General features: G+C 66.1%; 14 protein-coding genes. 6 read left to right on the top strand and 8 right to left on the bottom strand.

The genetic code is table 11. The features are described from left to right. The first annotated feature begins 6 nt into the window (after window positions 1-6). The 5 genes from sucD to Mschef_RS14145 all read left to right on the top strand — a co-directional run bounded on the left by sucD (window position 7) and on the right by Mschef_RS14145 (window position 6,268). Window positions 7-882: a succinate--CoA ligase subunit alpha gene (gene sucD, locus Mschef_RS14165; protein ID WP_081129659.1), complete on the top strand. Its 876-nt coding sequence runs from the start codon at window positions 7-9 to the stop codon at window positions 880-882. Window positions 883-1,374: 492 nt separating this feature from the next. Further along, window positions 1,375-3,588, top strand: coding sequence for a toll/interleukin-1 receptor domain-containing protein (locus Mschef_RS14160; RefSeq protein WP_081129657.1), 2,214 nt, complete (start codon window positions 1,375-1,377; stop codon window positions 3,586-3,588). An 84-nt stretch (window positions 3,589-3,672) separates the two neighbouring features. Further along, window positions 3,673-4,071, top strand: a complete 399-nt coding sequence (locus tag Mschef_RS14155) for a hypothetical protein (RefSeq protein ID WP_081129655.1) — start codon at window positions 3,673-3,675, stop codon at window positions 4,069-4,071. Window positions 4,072-4,273: 202 nt separating this feature from the next. After that, a complete protein-coding gene (locus Mschef_RS17790) occupies window positions 4,274-4,444 on the top strand; it encodes a hypothetical protein (protein WP_168708798.1) in 171 nt (56 codons plus the stop codon). Between the two features lie 135 nt (window positions 4,445-4,579). Continuing rightward, window positions 4,580-6,268, top strand: a complete 1,689-nt coding sequence (locus Mschef_RS14145; protein WP_081129649.1) for a hypothetical protein — start codon at window positions 4,580-4,582, stop codon at window positions 6,266-6,268. Window positions 6,269-6,360: 92 nt separating this feature from the next. On the opposite strand, the gene Mschef_RS14140 is transcribed toward Mschef_RS14145, so the two are convergent. From Mschef_RS14140 to kdpF, 7 genes are all read right to left on the bottom strand, one after another. Beyond that, window positions 6,361-7,062, bottom strand: a complete 702-nt coding sequence (locus Mschef_RS14140) for a response regulator (RefSeq protein ID WP_081129646.1) — start codon at window positions 7,060-7,062, stop codon at window positions 6,361-6,363. Next, window positions 7,055-9,781: a sensor histidine kinase gene (locus tag Mschef_RS14135; RefSeq protein WP_081129643.1), complete on the bottom strand. Its 2,727-nt coding sequence runs from the start codon at window positions 9,779-9,781 to the stop codon at window positions 7,055-7,057. The genes Mschef_RS14140 and Mschef_RS14135 overlap by 8 nt, the downstream gene beginning before the upstream one ends. A gap of 224 nt (window positions 9,782-10,005) precedes the next feature. Further along, the gene (gene kdpC / locus Mschef_RS14130; RefSeq protein WP_081129638.1) at window positions 10,006-10,587 is read right to left on the bottom strand and encodes a potassium-transporting ATPase subunit KdpC; all 582 of its coding nucleotides are present in this window, start codon (window positions 10,585-10,587) and stop codon (window positions 10,006-10,008) included. 12 nt (window positions 10,588-10,599) lie between these two features. Then, complete coding sequence (locus Mschef_RS14125) at window positions 10,600-11,457, bottom strand: TorF family putative porin (protein WP_081129635.1); 858 nt, start codon at window positions 11,455-11,457, stop codon at window positions 10,600-10,602. A gap of 10 nt (window positions 11,458-11,467) precedes the next feature. Continuing rightward, window positions 11,468-13,534: a potassium-transporting ATPase subunit KdpB gene (gene kdpB, locus Mschef_RS14120; protein ID WP_081129631.1), complete on the bottom strand. Its 2,067-nt coding sequence runs from the start codon at window positions 13,532-13,534 to the stop codon at window positions 11,468-11,470. 1 nt (window position 13,535) lies between these two features. Then, window positions 13,536-15,317, bottom strand: a complete 1,782-nt coding sequence (gene kdpA, locus Mschef_RS14115) for a potassium-transporting ATPase subunit KdpA (protein ID WP_081129628.1) — start codon at window positions 15,315-15,317, stop codon at window positions 13,536-13,538. Further along, window positions 15,314-15,406 (bottom strand): K(+)-transporting ATPase subunit F, encoded by a 93-nt coding sequence (gene kdpF / locus Mschef_RS17315; protein WP_136256202.1) that lies wholly within the window; start codon window positions 15,404-15,406, stop codon window positions 15,314-15,316. Before kdpF ends, kdpA begins: the two co-directional genes overlap by 4 nt. A 315-nt stretch (window positions 15,407-15,721) precedes the next feature. Between kdpF and Mschef_RS14105 the strand changes: the two genes are divergently transcribed. Continuing rightward, the gene (locus Mschef_RS14105; RefSeq protein ID WP_081129623.1) at window positions 15,722-17,365 is read left to right on the top strand and encodes an NAD+ synthase; all 1,644 of its coding nucleotides are present in this window, start codon (window positions 15,722-15,724) and stop codon (window positions 17,363-17,365) included. Here the strand turns inward: Mschef_RS14105 and Mschef_RS14100 are convergent. After that, window positions 17,343-18,203 (bottom strand): outer membrane protein assembly factor BamD, encoded by an 861-nt coding sequence (locus Mschef_RS14100; protein WP_081129621.1) that lies wholly within the window; start codon window positions 18,201-18,203, stop codon window positions 17,343-17,345. The two genes, Mschef_RS14105 and Mschef_RS14100, sit on opposite strands and share 23 nt — an antisense overlap. Between the last annotated feature and the right edge of the window lie 100 nt (window positions 18,204-18,303).

Here is an 18,303-nt window from a genome sequence, read left to right as displayed (position 1 = left end):
TCCATCATGTCCGTACTCGTACACAAGAACACCCGGGTGATCTGCCAGGGCTTCACCGGCCAGCAGGGCACCTTCCATTCGCAGCAGGCGCTGGACTACGGCACCAAGCTGGTCGGCGGCATCACCCCCGGCAAGGGCGGCAGCGAGCACCTCGGCCTGCCCGTGTTCAACACCGTGCAGGATGCGGTGGATGCCACGCATGCCGACGCCAGCATGATTTTCGTGCCGCCGCCGTTCGCCGCCGACGCCATTCTCGAAGCCGCCGACGCCGGCATCAAGGTGATCGTGACCATCACCGAGGGCATTCCGGTGCTGGACATGCTGCGCGTGAAGAATGCACTCACCCACAGCTATCCCGGCACCGTGCTGATTGGCCCCAACTGCCCCGGCATCATCACCCCCGGTGAGTGCAAGATCGGCATCATGCCCGGCCACATCCACCAGCCCGGCAAGGTGGGCATCGTGTCGCGTTCCGGCACGCTCACCTACGAAGCCGTGTTCCAGACCACCCAGGTCGGCCTCGGTCAGAGCACCTGCATCGGCATCGGCGGTGATCCGATCAACGGCCTCAACTTCATCGACTGCCTCAGGCTGTTCCAGGACGACGCGCAGACCCAGGGCATCATCATGGTCGGCGAGATCGGCGGCAGCGCCGAAGAAGAAGCCGCCGAGTTCATCAGCGACTACGTGCGCAAGCCGGTGGTGGCGTTCATCGCCGGCGCTTCGGCCCCGGCCGGCAAGCGCATGGGCCATGCCGGCGCCATCATCAGCGGCGGCAAGGGCACCGCCGCCGCCAAGTTCGCCGCACTGGAAAAGGCCGGCGTGACCACGGTGAAATCGCCGGCCGATCTGGGCGTGACGCTGGCCGGACTGATGCGGTAGCCGGCCGTCGCCGGCAGCCCGTGCAACGCAGTAGCGGCGTTGCACGGGCAAACGCAATCCGGCCATGCGCCGGACTGCGCGCGGCAGGTGTCCACACGCTCCGGGCCGGGCGCCGCAAACCATTGCGTTGTAATGCCTGCGTTACAGCCACGTAGACGCGATGCAGCGGCCCGGCGCTCCGATTCGACCATCATTGCCGCCGTGCCGCAGCGCGTGGAGGCGGCGCAAAGTCAATCGCGGCAACGTATCCGTCGCTTGCATTGCCATCACGTGTCGCGCCAAGCGTGGCTGGCCGCGTGCCAGCCTGCGCCAGGCTGGGCATGCACGATGCTTGTTTCGCGAGTAATGTAACGATCATCACGTTTTCATGTCCGTGATTCTCGCAAGGGGGTCGGTCATGGATCATGGTTCACCGGTGCCGGCCCGCCGGCACGATATGTGGAGATGGCCTGGCGAGGACATGCCCGAACGCCTGCTTGGGTGTGGTGAGCCATGACCGCGGACCCCGTCACTGCCGCGCTCCGTTACCGCGCCTTCATCAGCTACAGCCATCGGGACAAGTCCTGGGCGGACTGGCTGCACCGCGCACTGGAAGCCTACGTGGTGCCGCGGCGCCTGGTCGGCCAGAGCACGGCAGCCGGGGTGATCCCGCGGCGCCTCGCACCGATCTTCCGCGATCGCGATGAGCTGGCCAGCGCAACCGATCTCGATCGCAAGGTCAACGAGGCGCTGGCGCAATCGGCTAATCTGATCGTGATCTGCTCACCGCACGCAGCGGCTTCGCGCTGGGTCGATGAAGAGGTGCTTGCCTTCAAACGCCTCGGTCGCGGCGAGCGCATCTTCTGCCTGATCGTCGATGGCGAACCCAATGCGAGTGCGATGCCAGGTCGCGCAGCGGAGGAGTGCTTCGTGCATGCGCTGCGCCATCGACTCGGCGCTGATGGTGCGCTGGGCGAAGAGCGCATCGAGCCGATCGCGGCCGACGCGCGCGCCGGCAAGGACGGCAAGACCAACGCCAAACTCAAGCTGATCGCCGGCATGCTCGACGTCGGCTTCGATGTGTTGAAGCAGCGCGAACTGCAGCGCCGCATGCGGCGCATGACCGCGCTGGCCGCGCTGGCGCTCGTAGTGATGGCGGTGACTACGATCCTCGCGATCACCGCCGTGATCGCGCGCAACGCCGCCGATGTCGCGCGGCAGGCAGCCGAGCGCCGCCAGAAACAAGCCGATGGACTGGTCAATTTCATGCTCGGTGACCTCAACGACAAGCTGGCGCAGGTAGGGCGTCTGGACATCATGCAGGCGGTCGATGACCGCGCCATGAGCTACTTTCAGTCGTTGCCAATCACCGATGTCACCGATGTGGCGCTGGAGCAACGCGCCCGCGCGCTGGAGAAGATCGGCAGCGTACGCATGGACCAGGGCCATCTGCCGCAGGCGATGGCGTCGTATCGGGCGGCTCTGAAGATCGCGGCGAAACTGGCCGACCGCGCGCCCACCGACGTGCCGCGGCAACTGGCCCATGCCCGAATCTGGGCGTTCATCGGCATGACCCACTGGCAACAGGGCAGGCTGGGCGCGGCACAGCAGGATTTTGACTCCGCGCACGCCATCCTGAGGCGCGCGCAGACGCACGCTCCGGATGATCTCAAACTGCTTTTCAATCTGGCGATCATCGGCAACGATCTTGCTCATGTGCTGGAGGCGCGTGGCCAGTTCGACGCCGCCACTGCCCAATATCGCAAGATGCTTGCGCTGTGCGAACGTCTGGTCGCGACCCAGCCCGACAACGCCGAGTGGCTGGAGTATCTGGGTATCGCGCACAACAATCTCGGCAAGCTGGCGCTGCAGCGCGGCGACCTGGCCACCGCTGTCGCGCAGTACGCCGCCGACGACGCAATCGAGACCAGGCTGGCGGCCCGCGATCCCAGGGACAACAACCGACGTCAAAACATGCTGGTTTCACGCGCGATTCTTGGGCGCACACTGGCTTTGACCGGCGCGCTTGATGTGGGCCGGAACGATCTGCAACAGGCGCTCGCGATCGCCGGCCAATTGGTCGAGGTGGATCCACGCAACAGCAGTTTCCAGGACAATGTTGCGCTGTACGGCATGCAGCTGAGTCGTCTGCAGCGCATGGGCGGTGACCTGTCCGCCGCGCATGCACTGATCGAACGGTCATTGCGGATTTTTCATGATCTGACCCGTCAGGATCCGTCCAACAGCGGTTGGCAACGCGCATTCGCCGAGACGCAGGTGGAACAGGCCGAGCAATCGCGCGCTGCAGGCCAGCTCGATGCCGCGCGCGCCCAGGTGCAAGCCGCGTTGCGCATACTCGATCCACTGTTCGTACGGCACCCCGACGACCACGCCACCTTGCTGGCGACCATGGGTGCCCGGCTGTTGCTGGCGGCGGTGACTAGTGATGCGCCTGCTGCGCGGCACCTGCGCGAGGATGCACTGAAGACGCTGCAAGTACAGAAAAATGGCCGCGCCGATCCGCGTCTGCTGGCTTTGCAAGTCGAAGCGCTGCTGGCATTGCAGCGGCAGGCCGAAGCGCAGCCGATCATCCGGCAACTATGGCAGGGCGGTTATCGCGATGCGGCCCTGGTCGACCGGCTGCAGCGTCAACGCATTGCCTATCCAGTCAATGTGGCCTTCCAGCAGAAGCTGCTGGCGGCCGACGGCACCATGCACCTTCGGTAAGGGTCATGCCATGGAACGGGCAAGGTCATGACCGCATCGGCAAGCGCGGCAGCGGATCAATCCTCTCATCCACGGGAGTCCATCATGTCGAACAATCTCCATGTCAACCTCGACCAGAACACCACGCCCTGGTGCGTTGATATCGATCAGAGCGGCAACGCGAACCACGTCAGCCGAAGCCCCGACGCACAGACCATCACCTGGCAGCTGACCGGCAACGCGGCATCGGGATCCTTTGTGGCGCTCACTGATCCCAATCCGGGTTTCGCCTGGGTCGGCGCGGCGCCGCCCTCCGGGATTTTTGGCAGCCCCACGCTGAGCGCGAACGGCAATCAACTGACGCTCGGCGACCTCAACAACAGTGTCGGCACGACGGGAACCTGGACCTACATCCTGCGCATCAACGTCGACGGGGTGGTGTATCAGTCGAAGACGACATCACTGACGGCGACGACCACGAATCCGACGATCAAGAACCAATAAGCGGCCCCCGCAAGCCCATCAACCGGTGTGTCGGGGGAGGTGTGCGATGCAGAGATATGCAAGTGCATTGCGCCGTGGGCAGCAGACCCGACGCAGCAAGTTCGCGAGCAGCAAGCAGCACTGCAGGGATGCCGTCCCTTGGGGACTTCCGTTGGCCGGCATGGCCAATGGCCATTTGTTTCAATCAATCGAGGAGAACGTCATGTCCAGTATCGGCAACGAACGTATAAGCACCACGAGCCCGACCCCGACCCCGCCGCCGCCGGTCGATGCGGAGCAAGGCGGGGACACCAGCGGAGCCCAACCGGAGTCAGATCGGGTTGTCACTCCCGCCACTACCACCAATCCGACGATCAAGAACCAGGTGCGCTGACGCCCATATCGACCCTGCCATCCCCCGGGGCGCATGCATTTCCGTGAGGAGGCGGCCGGCAGCGGCCTCCTCCGGGCCATGCGGTGCGTGGTCATGCCGCACTTATGATGCAACCCTCATCGCCTGGAAACCACCATGATCCCCCTGGTTGTCGGTGTCACCAGTCATCGCAACATCCCCGCTGGCGAGATCGAGTCGATCCGCCGGCGCGTGCGGGAATTCCTTGCGCAGCTCCAGCACGATTTCCCGGCACTGCCACTGGTCGTGCTGTCGGCCCTGGCCGAGGGCGGCGATCAGTTGGTGGCCCAGGAAGCGCTGGCGCTGGGCGCGCGCCTGATCGCGCCATTGCCCCTGCCGCGCGATCTGTATCTCGAGGATTTTGCCGACCCGACCACGCGTGCACGCTTCGAGGCATTGTGTGCGCATGCCGAGGTGTTGCAGTTGCCGCTGCGCGCGGGGCAGACGCGGCACGCGGTGGGACCGCCGGGCACGGCGCGCGACCGCCAGTATGCGCAAGCCGGGGTTTATATCGTCAATCACTGCCATATCCTGCTGGCGATCTGGGATGGCAAGGAATCCACCCGACTCGGCGGCACCGCGCAGGTCGTGCGCTATCACCTCGGTGGCTCGATGCCGGGACTGATCGACCGGCGCCACGATGCGCGCCATGTGCTCGGTGGCGGCGACGAACGTCTGCTATTTCACATCGTGTGTTCGCGCAATGAAGCCGATGGCGCGGTGGCCGTGGGCCTGCAACCGCTGCAGGCGCTGTGGCGCACGGCCGAGACGGCGCAGGCGGCGGAACTTGGCATGCCGCCGGAATTCCGCCAGATGTTCACGCACATGGCCGAGTTCAACGACGAGTGCGACAAGTACGCGGCTGCGATCAGGCTTGCCGTGCAAAGCCATCGTGACGCCAACGCCACGCTGCCGATGGATGATGTTTTTTATGCGGCCGATTGGCTGGCGATCCATTTCCAGAGACGCGTGTTGCTGGCCATGCGCACGACCTACACTCTGGCCGCGCTGATGGGCATCGCTTTCGCGTTGTATGCGCATCTGGCGGAACACAACTATCTGATCTACCTGTTCCTGCTGCTGTTCGCCAGCGGAGCGCTGGTGGTCGGACTGGCGCGTCATCGCGACTGGCACCGCAAGTACCTCGACTACCGCGCGCTGGCGGAATTCCTGCGCGTGCAATCGTACTGGCGGCACGCGGGCATCCCGGCGACCGGAGGACATGAATTCGCGCACGACAACTTCCTGCAGCGGCAGAACACCGAACTTGGCTGGATTCGCAATGTCATGCGTGCCGTTGGCCTGGATGCGCGCGTGGACCCGGCCACGCATGGGCCGGAGGCTTTGACGCGCGTGATCGCGGAATGGGTCGGTGTATCCGGAAAATCGGGGCAGTTGCATTACTACGAACGCAAGACGGTCGAACGTTCGGGGCTGCACCACATCACCGAAATGGTCGGCTCGATCAGTTTGTGGGGCGGTGTCGCGATCAGCATCGTGCTCGTGGTGTTTGCGCACATCTTTGCGCAGGACACCAAGAACACGCTGGTGATGTTCATGGCGACACTGTCGATCATCGCCGCGGTGCGCGAGGCTTACGCTTACCGCAAGGCCGACAAGGAGCTGATCCGGCAGTACCGATTCATGCAGCGGATTTTCACCAGCGCACGCACGGCGCTGGACCGCGCGACCGAGGCCATCGAGCAACGCCAGATCCTGATTTCACTCGGCGAGGCGGCACTGACCGAGCACGCGGAATGGACGCTGATGCAGCGCGAGCGCGAAGTGGAGCAGAGCAAGCTCTGATGGAGTGCCGCGATGCATGATCGGGCAGTGCTCCAACAAGAACCATCCTTGGGCCACGTTCGCGGCCCATCGCATTTCAGCAAGACGCGACGTCAGCCTTCGTCGGCAAAGCGATAGCCGACGCCGATCTCGGTCAGCAGCCAGCGTGGTCGCGCCGGGTCGTCCTCGATCTTGGCGCGCAGCGCGCGCATGTAGATGCGCAGATAGTGCGGCGACTCGACATGCGTCGGTCCCCATACTTCGCGCAGCAATTGGCGGTGCGTCAGCACCTTGCCACGCTGGCTGGCCAGCGCCAGCAACAACTGATATTCGCGTGGGGTCAGGTGGACATCGCTGCCGTTCTTGAACACACGCCGCGCGCCGGCATCGATCAATAGGCCGCCGGCCTCGATGCGCCCGCTGGCATCGCCCGCGTGTTGCCCGGCGAGGTGGCGCAGGGCCACGCGCAGGCGCGCCAGCAGTTCCTCGATGCCAAATGGCTTGCTCAGGTAATCGTCGGCACCGCGATCCAGCGCCGCCACCTTGTCGTGCTCCTGCGTGCGCGCCGACAGCACCAGGATCGGGCGCTGGTACCACTCGCGCAGCCGTTTGATCAGGTCCAGCCCGGACGCGTCGGGCAGGCCGAGATCCAGAATGACCAGATCGGGCTGGCGCATGGTGACCTGACGCAGACCCTCGGCGGCAGTCGCGGCCTCGTGCGGCGCGTAGCCGTGGATTTCCAGCGCCGCCACCAGGAAACGCCGGATCTGCGGGTCGTCCTCGATCAACACGATGCTGGCAAGCGGCTCAGTCATCGCCGGGTTGCTCCGCACGGTGCAATGGCAGGGTGAACGTGAATTCGGCGCCGCCGCCTGCGCGCGGCTGCGCGCTGATCTGGCCGCCATGCGCGAGGACGATGGCGCGGGCGATGCTGAGGCCCAGGCCGAAGCCGGCCTGCGCATCCTCGGCGCGCCCGCGCTGGAATTTCTCGAACAGGCGTTGCGCATCGCCTGCGGGCAGGCCCGGGCCACGGTCGCGCACCGCGACATGCAGCCAATCAGCGTCCGCCTGCGCGGCGATTTCGATGGCGCTGTCAGCGGGCGTGTGCTTGATCGCGTTTTCGATCAGGTTGATCAGCAGTTGCCCGATCAGCGTCTCGTCGCCAGGGAACAGTGGCAGATCCGGCGCCAGATCGACGCGCAGCGGACGCTGGCCGAGCGCGCCGTGCAACTGCGCCAGGGCCGCGCCGATCAGTTCGTCGATGGCCAGCCATTCGCGCTTGAGCCGTGGCCCGCCCGCGTCGAAGCGGCTCAGGTCGAGCAGGTTGCCGCTCAGCCGGTGCAGGCGCTCGGCTTCGGCCAAAAGGCTTTGCAGCAGCGTGCGCCGGTGCGCCTCGTCGATGCCTGCGGGCGTATCCGACAGCAGCGTGGTGGCGGCACCGATGATGGTCGCCAGCGGCGTGCGGAAATCATGCGAGATCGAACTCAGCATGGCATTGCGCAGGCGTTCGGATTCGATCTCGATGCCGGCAGTGCGTGTGGCCACGGCCAGTTCCACGCGCTCGATGGCGATGGCCGCCAGATTGACCATCGCATCCAGCGCGCGCATCTGTTCCGGCACCTGCAATTGGCGCGGTTCGCGCGGGCGCAGGCCGAGCACGCCGATGCAGCGTTGCATCGCTTTCAGTGGCAGGTACAGCGCGTCAGCATTGGCTAGCGTGTCCGTACCGACGCCAGCGCTGCGCTGGTGGTCGTAGGCCCATTGCGCGATGCCCAGATCATTGCCCGGGACCGGAAACCAGGTCTGTCCCGCTGGCGGCGCGTGCCCGCGCGTACAGAAAAAATCCGGGTCCAGAAGGTGACCCTCGCCATCCGCGAACAACACCGCGGTCTGCCCGTTTACCGCGCGGCTGATGTGACGACGCAGCACCTCGACCAGGCGTTCGCGCGAGCGTTCGCGCACCAACTCGCTGCTCAGCGCAAGTAGCGAGCGCATGCGCCGCTCGCGATGCCGCGCCACCGCGGCGCGGCGCCGGCCCAGCGCGGTCAGGTTGCTGATCGTCAGGCCCACCGTGAGCATCACCGCGAAAGTCAGCAGGTACTGCGTATCCGAAACGGCGAACGAGAAATACGGCTGCACGAACAGGAAATCGAACAGCGCGACGCTGGCCACGACGGCCAGTACCGAAGGCCCGCGCCCATAGTGTGTCGCCACCCAGACCACGGCGAGCAGATAGATCATCACCAGATTGGTTGGGCCCAGCACGTCAAACAGCGCCGCGCACAGCGCCGTCGCCAGCGCCACGGCCGCCAGTCCCTTGAGGTAGGCCGGGCGGCGGCTGCGATGTCGCGGCAGGCGTGGCATGGTTGCGATCACGGCGCCCGGTTCGCTGGTCACCACCAGTACGTCGATGTCGCCGCTGCCGCGGATCAGCGCATCGACCAGACTGGAACGCAGACGGTCGCGCCAGCGCGTACGCAGCGGTTTGCCGACGATGATCTTGCTGACATTGCGTTGGCGCGCGAAATCCAGCAGTTCCTCCGCCACGTGCTCGCCGCTGAGGTTGTCGGTCTGCGCGCCCAGGCTCTCGGCCAGCTTGAGCGTGCGCAGCACGCGATCGCGCGCGGACTGCGGCAGGTGCTGCAGTCGTGGCGTTTCGACATAGACCGCCAGCCATTCGACATGCAAGGCATTGGCCAGCCGGCGGGCGCGGCGCACGAGACGTTCCGAGAGCGCATCGGGGCCGATGCACACCAGCACGCGCTCGCCGGCAGCCCAGGTATCGGCGATGGCATGGCGTTCGCGATATTCGCGCATGGCCGCATCGACGCGATCGGCGGTGGCGCGCAGCGCGAGCTGGCGCAGCGCGATCAGGTTGCCTTTGCGGAAGAACGCAGCGGTCGCGTGCCTGGCTTTCTCGGGCAGGTACACCTTGCCTTCGCGCAGGCGCTCGATCAGGTCATCCGGCGGCAGATCGATCAGCTCGACTTCGTCGGCGCTCTCGAACACGCTGTCGGGCACGGTTTCGCGCACGCGCACGCCGGTGATCTGCGCGACCACGTCGTTGAGGCTTTCCACGTGCTGGACGTTGACCGTGGTGTAGACATCGATGCCTGCGTCGAGCAGTTCCACCACGTCCTGCCAGCGCTTGGCATGGCGCGCGCCGGCGTGATTGCTGTGGGCCAGCTCATCGACCAGCAGCAGCGCGGGATGCCGCGCCAGGGCGGCGTCGAGATCGAATTCGCTCAGCGTGATGCCGCGATGCTGCAGCCGTTGTGGTGCCAGGATCTGCAGTCCATCGAGCAGCGCTTCGGTTTCCGCGCGACCGTGCAACTCGACATAGCCGACGACCACATCGATGCTGGCGGCGGCCTGCTTGCGCGCGGCCTCGAGCATGGCGTAGGACTTGCCCACACCCGCCGCGGCGCCAAGAAATATCTTCAGGCGACCGCGCGCGGCGGTTCTGGCTTCGCGTTGCACGCGTTGCAGGAGTGCATCGGGATCGGGGCGCGCGTCGGCGTGCTCGGCGGCCATGAATCAGCTTGTGCAGTTGCGATGGCGCCCATGGTGGACGCGTGCGCGTCGCGGCGCCAGCCAGGCATCACTCAGAGCCTGTGAAAAATTCCGCGTCGTGCGGAATTTTTCATCGGCGCGTCCGGCACAGGTCCGTACGCGCCTGCGCGAATCAGCCACTGGCGTGACCGCTTCGCGTCCGGCCATCCATGGCCGGGCTGAGAGGCTGAAAAATTCACAGCCTCTCAGTGCCGCGACCACAAGCCATCCAGGCGCAGATTCAGTTCCAGCACGTTGACGCGCGGCTCGCCCAGCACACCCCACTGCCGCGCACGCGTGGAGGCCCGGATCATGGCTTGCACGGCCGCCGGCGGAAGATGCCGCGCCTGCGCCACGCGCGCGAGCTGGTACTGCGCCGCTGCCGGGGTGATGTCCGGGTCGAGCCCGCTGGCCGAGGACGTGACTAGATCCACCGGGATCGAGCCGTGCTGGGCCGGATCGGCGGCTTGCAGCGCGGCAATGCGTCGCTCGATCGCGTTGCGCAGGGCCGGATTGGTCGGCCCGAGATTGGAACCCGAGGACGCATCGGCAGCGTACGCATAGGGCGTGGTGGCCGAGGGCCGGCTCCAGAAATAAGCCGGTCCGCTGAAACTCTGGCCGATCAGGCGCGAGCCCAGGACCTGCCCGTCGCGCACGATCAGGCTGCCGTCGGCCTGGCGCGGGAAAATCAGTTGCGCCAGCCCGGTACAGGCCAGTGGATACAGCACGCCGGTGAGCAGGGTCAGCAGCAGCAGCAGGGAAAGCGATTGGCGCAACAGCATACGCATGGGCAACTCCGGTCAGAACGAGCCTTGCAACGTCACGATGCCGCGCGTGCCGCCGACATCAAGCATGTTGCTGGCGTCGAGGTAGCTGGCGGTGGCGCGGTAATAGGCCGCGTTGGTGGCATGGATGAGGCTGGCGCCCAGCGACCAATGGGCATCGAGCTGGCGCAGCACGGTGATGCCGTAATCGCTGTAGCTTGGATTGCGCGCGCCGTCGGACAGGGGCGCGGCCAGCGTGGTGGTGTAGTGCGTGTGGCCGACGTGCAGCGCCAGTGTCCACGCGGGGCCAAGCGCGAAGCGGGCGTCCAGTTGCAGGTAGCTCGTGCCACGGCTGGCGCCCTGGAAGCCGGCGGCGCGGCCGGCACCGAAGTAGTCGGTGAGCGCGCGGTTGTATTGCAGAGTGAACCAGCGCCAGCCCAGCGCGGCGTTGACCTCGGCCGTATCCAGCGATTGCGCAGGCAAGCCGGCATGGTCGAGGTTGGCACCTGGATACAGGTAGCCATACAGGCCGGCACGCCAGTTGAAGCCGTCGCCGAAGTCGCGGCCGTAGCTGGCGTAGAGGTCGAGCTCGTCACCGCCTCCCGGGTAGCTGCGCGCATTGACACTCGAACCCCAGAAACCGGCGTCGAAGCCGTCGGCGTGGATACCGGCGCCACCCTGCAAGGCCGGCTGGCCCCAGGTCTGGGTCAGGCCGCGGAACACGTAGTCGGACACCATCGCGACATTGCCGTTGAGCGCGGCATCAGCGCGGACAGGGTGCGTGGCGAGAAGTCCCACGCAACCGGCCAAGACCAGCAGTAGCGGTCGCAGCGCATGGCGGTGACGGCACGACACGCAGTGCGCTACCGGGAAGTCGGGGCGGGTGAGTGCCATGATTGCTTCCTCAGGCGAAGTGCAGAGCAACCAGCAGCATGTTGATCAGTTTGATGCCGATGAACGGCACCACCAGGCCGCCGAGTCCGTAGATCAGCAGGTTGCGGCGCAGCAGCGCGGCGGCACCCAGCGCGCGCGCGCGCACGCCGCGCAGCGCCAGCGGGATCAACACGATGATGATCAGCGCGTTGAAGATCACCGCGGACAGGATCGCGCTCCGCGGTGTGGCCAGATGCATGATGTTGAGCACGCCCAGCGCAGGGTAGGTCGAGGCGAACGCGGCCGGAATGATGGCGAAGTATTTGGCCACGTCATTGGCGATGGAAAACGTCGTCAAGGCGCCACGCGTGATCAGCATCTGTTTGCCGATCTCGACCACCTCGATCAGTTTGGTCGGGTTGGAATCCAAGTCGACCATGTTGCCGGCTTCCTTGGCCGCCTGGGTGCCGGTGTTCATGGCCACCGCGACGTCGGCTTGCGCCAGCGCGGGGGCGTCGTTGGTGCCGTCGCCGCACATCGCCACCAGACGGCCCTCGGCCTGGATGTCGCGGATCAGCCTGAGCTTGGCCTCGGGCGTGGCTTCGGCGAGGAAATCATCGACCCCGGCCTCGGCGGCGATCGCTGCCGCGGTCAGCGGGTTGTCGCCGGTGATCATGATGGTGCGGATGCCCATGCGGCGAAGTTCGGCGAAGCGCTCGCGGATGCCGCCCTTGACGATGTCCTTGAGCTCGATGATGCCGAGCGCACGTGCGCCATCGGCCACCGCCAGTGGCGTGGCGCCGCGGCGCGCGATGTCCTCGGCCACGCGGCGCACCGCGGCGGGCAGGCTGGCACCGGCTGCGCTCAGGTATTTCTCGATGGCGTCGACCGCGCCCTTGCGGACGCAGCGCGTGCTCGCGTCGACGCCGCTCATGCGCGTTTGCGCGGTGAATGGTACGAAGCGCATGCCGTCGAGTGCGCGCTCACGCAGGCCGTGCGCCTCCTTGGCCAACACCACGATGCTGCGCCCTTCCGGCGTCTCGTCGGCCAGCGAGGCAAGTTGCGCCGCATCCGCCAGTGTCGGCTGATCGACGCCCGGCGCGGCGTGGAAAGCCACGGCCTGGCGGTTGCCCAGGGTGATCGTGCCGGTCTTGTCCAGCAGCAGCACGTCGACATCGCCCGCCGCCTCGACCGCGCGTCCCGAAGTGGCGATCACGTTGGCCTGGATCATGCGGTCCATGCCGGCGATGCCGATCGCGGACAGCAGCCCGCCGATGGTGGTGGGGATCAGGCACACCAGCAGCGCGATCAGCACCGTGAGGGTGATCGGCTCGCCACGCCCGGCCGCGTGCACGCTGTACAGCGAATACGGCAGCAAGGTGGTGCAGGCGAGCAGGAAGATCAGGCTGAACTTGGCCAGCAGGATGGTCAGTGCGATCTCGTTGGGCGTCTTGCGCCGCGAGGCGCCCTCGACCATGGCGATCATGCGGTCCAGAAAACTCTCGCCGGGATTGCTGGCGATGCGCACCACCAGCCAGTCGGACAGCACGCGCGTGCCGCCAGTGACCGAGTTGCGATCGCCGCCGGATTCGCGGATCACCGGTGCGGACTCGCCGGTGATAGCGCTCTCGTCCACGGTCGCTGCGCCCTCGACCACTTCGCCGTCGCCGGGCACCAGATCGCCGGTCTCGACCAGCACCAGATAGCCGGCGCGCAGATCGGCGGCCGGGACGAACTCGACGTTGCCGCGATCGTGCGCGTCGCGCATGCGCTTGGCCAGCACGTCGCGCCGCGCGCTGCGCAGAGCCTGCGCCTGGGCTTTGCCGCGGCCTTCGGCGATGGCCTCGGCGAAATTGGCGAACAACAGCGTGAACCACAACCACGCGGCCACGCCAAAAATGAATCCGGTCGGCGCCTCGCCATGCCCCGCCAGCGCCTGCAGCCACAGTCCCGTGGTCAGAATGCTGCACACGAAGACGACGAACATCACCGGATTGCGAAACTGGGCGCGCGGCGCCAGCTTGCGCAACGAATCCGCCAGCGCGCGTGCGAGGATGGCGCGATCAAAACCGCGCGCGTTGTGGGTAGTGGCGCTCATGTCAGTGTCCCGTAGCCATCAGGGATTCGGCGATCGGGCCCAGGGCCAGCGCCGGCAGAAAGGTCAGCGCGCCGACCACGATCACGGTGACGGCCAGCAGCACCACGAACAGCGGGGTATGCGTGGGCAGCGTGCCGGCCGAGGCCGGCACGTGTTTCTTCGCGGCCAGCGAGCCGGCGATGGCGAGCATGCCGATGGCCAGCGGATAGCGCGCGATGTACATGCAGATGCCGAGCAGGGTGTTGTAGAACGCCGTGTTCGCGGCCAGTCCGGCGAAGGCGCTGCCGTTGTTGTTGGAGGCCGACGACAAGGCGTACAGCACCTCGGTGAAGCCATGCGCGCCGGGGTTGGCCATGCCGGCGAGGCCCGCCGGCGCGAGCACTGCGATCGCGGTGCCGATGGTCACCAGCGCGCACGGGATCAGCACCACCAGGCTGGCCATCTTCATCTCGTAGGCTTCGATCTTCTTGCCGAGATATTCCGGTGTGCGTCCGACCATCAGGCCGGCGATGAACACGGCCACCACGGCGAAGGCGAGCATGCCGTACAGGCCCGAGCCGACGCCGCCGTAAATCACCTCGCCCAGCTGCATCAGCCACAGCGGGATCAGCCCCCCCAGCGGCGTGTAGGAATCGAGCATGGAGTTGACCGATCCGTTCGATGCCGCGGTCGTCGCCGTCGACCAGATCGCCGAGTCGACGATGCCGAAACGCACTTCCTTGCCCTCCATGTTGCCGCCGGCCTGTAGCGCCGATGCGTGCTGATCGACGTGCAATCCATGCAGCGCCGGATTGCCGGCTTGTTCGGCGGCGACGCAGCCGATCATCAACGGCACGAAGATCACCGTCATCACCGCCAACAGCGCCCAGCCCTGGCGGCGATCGCCCACCATTTCGCCGAAGGTGTAGCAGAGCGCGGCGGGAATCAGCAGGATCGCCAGCATCTCCAGAAAGTTGCTCAGCGGCGTCGGGTTCTCGAACGGGTGCGCCGAGTTGACGTTGAAAAATCCGCCGCCGTTGGTGCCCAGTTGCTTGATGGCGATCTGCGAGGCCGCCGGGCCCATCGGCAACAGTTGCGTCGTCACGGGGATCAGCCGGCTGCTGCTGTGGCCATCGGCGCGCTGCGTGGCGACCGTTTGCGTGGTGGCCTGCAGCAGATGCGCGTCGACGTAAGGCCGCAGATTCTGGATCACGCCCTGCGAGCTCAGCGCCAGTGCCAGCAGCAGCGACAGCGGCAGCAGCACGTACAGCGTCGAGCGCGTCAGATCGACCCAGAAATTGCCGACCGTAGCGGCATTGCGCCGGATGAAACCGCGGATCACCGCCAGCAACACCGCGATGCCGGTTGCCGCGGAGAGAAAATTCTGCACCGTCAGGCCGAGCATGTCGGTGAGATAACTCATCGTGGTTTCACCGGCATAACCTTGCCAGTTGGTATTGCTGGCGAAACTGATCGCGGTATTCATGGCCGAGCCTGGCGCCACTGCGCCGAGGTGCTGCGTGTTCAGCGGCAGCCACTGCTGCACGCGCTGCAGCAGATACAGGGCCAGCAAGCCGAGCAGATTGAACAGCAGCATGGCCAGGGCGTAGCGCTTCCAGCTCATTTCCTCGTCGGCACGAATGCCACCGAGGCGGTAGAGCAAGCGTTCGATCGGTGCGCCGAAGCAGGTCACGCGGTTTGGCGTCTCGGCGAACACCAGCGCCATGTAGGCGCCGACGGGCTTGACCAGCGCCAGCAGCACGACCATATACAGCGCCATCTGCAGGTAATCGTTGGTGCTCATTCGAACCACTCCGGTTTCAGCAGCGCCACGATCAGGTACACGGCCAGCGCGATGGCGACCAGCAGCGCGATGCCATAGGTGATGTTCATGGGCGGCGCCCCCGCAGGCGTTCGCACAGAAGCAGAAAACCAAGCGTGGACCCGGCCAGCACCAGCAGCAGGAGGAGGTAGACGATATCCATGGATGAACTCCCGGAGAGACCACCGCACTGTCCCGCGCAGCGCATAAGTACGGGATACAAATCGCCGCCGCTCGCATAAAAAAGCCGTAAGTGCCGGAGGCCGGTGGCGCGGGGCTGCTGCGGTTGCCGGGTGCCGACGCACTACAATGCAGGTCCGGGCGCGCGCCACCACAAGCCGGAGATTGCCGCCGCGGCGCACACCCCCATCACGGATCGGACCTCCATGGCGACATTGCGCTTGGCGCTGGCCCAGCATGATTTTCCCGTCGGCGCCGTCGCGGCCAATGCGGTGCAGGTGCGCGAGCTGATGCGCGAGGCACGCGCAGGTGGCGCCGACCTTCTGGTCTGTCCCGAGCTGACCCTGAGCGGTTATCCACCGGAAGACCTGTTGCTGCGCCCGAGTTTCCTCGCCGCCTGCCAGCAGGAGCTGGACTCCCTGGCGGCCGCGACCGATGGCCTGGCAGTCCTGGTCGGCTTCCCGCACAGCGAGGGCGAGGTGTACAACGCCGCCGCCCTGCTGCGCGAGGGCCATGTCGTGCAGATCGCGCACAAACAGACGCTGCCTAACTACGGTGTGTTCGACGACCGGCGCTATTTCCGTCCGGGCAGTGCCAGCAGCATTGCCGTGATCGGCGGTGTGCGCGTCGCCATGCTGATCTGCGAGGACGTGTGGCAGGCTGAGCCGGCCGCAGCGGCGGCGCGCGCCGGCGCCGAGCTGATCGTGGTGATCAACGCCTCGCCGTGGGACGCGGCCAAGGCGGCCGAGCGCGAGATGATGCTGGTGGCGCGCGCGCGCGAAACCGGTTGCGCCATCGCCTACCTCAACCTGGTCGGCGGGCAGGACGAGGTGGTCTACGACGGCGGTTCGCTGCTGGTGCACGGCGATGGCACGGTGGCTGCGCGTGCGCCGGCCTTCCTCGACGCGTTGCTGTGGGCCGAGTTCGAGTCCGCGACGCGCACCCTGCGGGCACAGGGTTGGCCCGCCGTGGCCGATGTCTCTGCCGAGGCCGTGCTGTATGCAGGTCTGGTGCGTGGCATCCGCGATTACGTGCGCAAGAATGGTTTCTCCGACGTGCTGCTGGGGCTGTCCGGCGGCATCGATTCGGCGCTCACGCTCGTGCTGGCGGTGGACGCGCTGGGCGCCGAGCATGTCCGTGCTTACCGGTTGCCCTCGCGCTTCACCTCCGATCTGTCGGCGCGCGAAGCCGATGCGCAGGCGCGCAAGCTGGGCGTGCGCTGCGCCGAGCTGCCGATCGAGCCCGCCTTCGCGGCGCTGTTGCATACGCTGGCGCCGGAGTTCGCCGGTCGCGCGCCGGATGTGACCGAGGAAAACCTGCAATCGCGCATCCGCGGCGTGCTGCTGATGGCATTGTCCAACAAGTTCGGTGCGCTGCTGCTGTCCACCGGCAACAAGAGCGAGCTGGCGGTGGGTTATGCGACCCTGTATGGCGACATGTGCGGGGCGTACGCGCCGCTCAAGGACGTGTACAAGACCACCGTGTATGCGCTGGCGCGCTGGCGCAACCAGAAGGAACCCGGGACCCGCGACTCGGCAGCGGGCGAAGTGATTCCGCATGCCGTGATCGAGCGCGCGCCATCGGCGGAACTGCGCGCCGGGCAGACCGACCAGGATTTACTGCCGCCGTATGACCTGCTCGATGCGATCCTCGAGCGCTTCGTCGAGGGCGAGCAATCGCAGGCCGAAATCGTCGCCGCCGGTTTCGATGCCGAAACCGTGCGCCGCGTGGCGCGCATGGTGCTGGTCAACGAGTTCAAGCGCCGCCAGGCGGCACCGGGGCCGAAGGTGACCACGCGGGCCTTCGGACGCGAACGGCGCTACCCGATCACTTCTGGCTGGCGGCCGTGACCCCGGAATCAGTCACGCCGAAGCCGCCCTTGAATGGAATCAGCCGCCACAGATCCGAGCTGTAGTGCGGCCAGCTGTTGGGGTGCTTGAAGTACGGGTGATGCGGGTAATTGAGCTTGAGCACGGCCAGCGCCTGATCGGCCAGCTTGGGGTCGTCGAGGTGCTTGTAGCTCTGCACCATCAGCGCCAGCGCATCGCCGGTTTGCGGCGCCTGCTGATAGTGTTCGAGCACGTATTTGGCGCGGTTCAGCGAGGCAATGTAGGCCTGGCGCTCGTAGTAATAGAACGCGATGTTCATCTCGAACTGCGCCAGTCCGTTGCGCAGCCAGATCATGCGCTGACGCGCGTCCTGTGCGTAGGGACTGGTCGGATAGCGTTGCAGCAATTGGCTGAAGTCATCGAACGACTGCACCGCGTAACCCTGATCGCGCTTGCTGCGGTTGACCGGGAAGATGCGCGAAAGCATGCCGCCGGAGCGATTGAAGTTGATCAGTCCGCGCAGGTAATAGGCGTAGGCGATGTCGTTCGCGGCCGGGTAGGTCTTGATGTAACGGTTGGCCGTGGCGTAGGCATCGTCGGGCTGGTCGTTCTTGAATTGCGCGTAGGCGAGGTTGATCTGCGCGCGCTCGGTGTAAGGTCCGTAGGGGAAACGCGCGATCAGCTTGTTGTAAAGCTGCTCGGCACCGCCATAGTTGCTGTTCTTCAGCGCGGTCGTGGCGTGGTCGTACAGCGCCTCGACCGTCATCGTGTCGAGATTGTCGCGCTTGCCGTGAAACAATGAGCACGCCGGCAGAGCCAGCACCAATGCAAGCAGCACAAACAGCCGGATGGAGCGCATGAAGACAATCCGCAAGCGTGGCAAAGCGCCAAGTGTAACGGAAAGCCACCGGGGCCTTGCGTTAAGCGCGCGTGACCCGGGCAACCCGGCAGGTGCGCGC

The sequence above is a fragment of the Metallibacterium scheffleri genome, from assembly GCF_002077135.1.
Lineage (GTDB): Bacteria > Pseudomonadota > Gammaproteobacteria > Xanthomonadales > Rhodanobacteraceae > Metallibacterium > Metallibacterium scheffleri.
The sequence above is the reverse complement of the archived record's forward strand: the minus strand, read 5'-3'. Positions and strand labels throughout refer to the sequence as shown.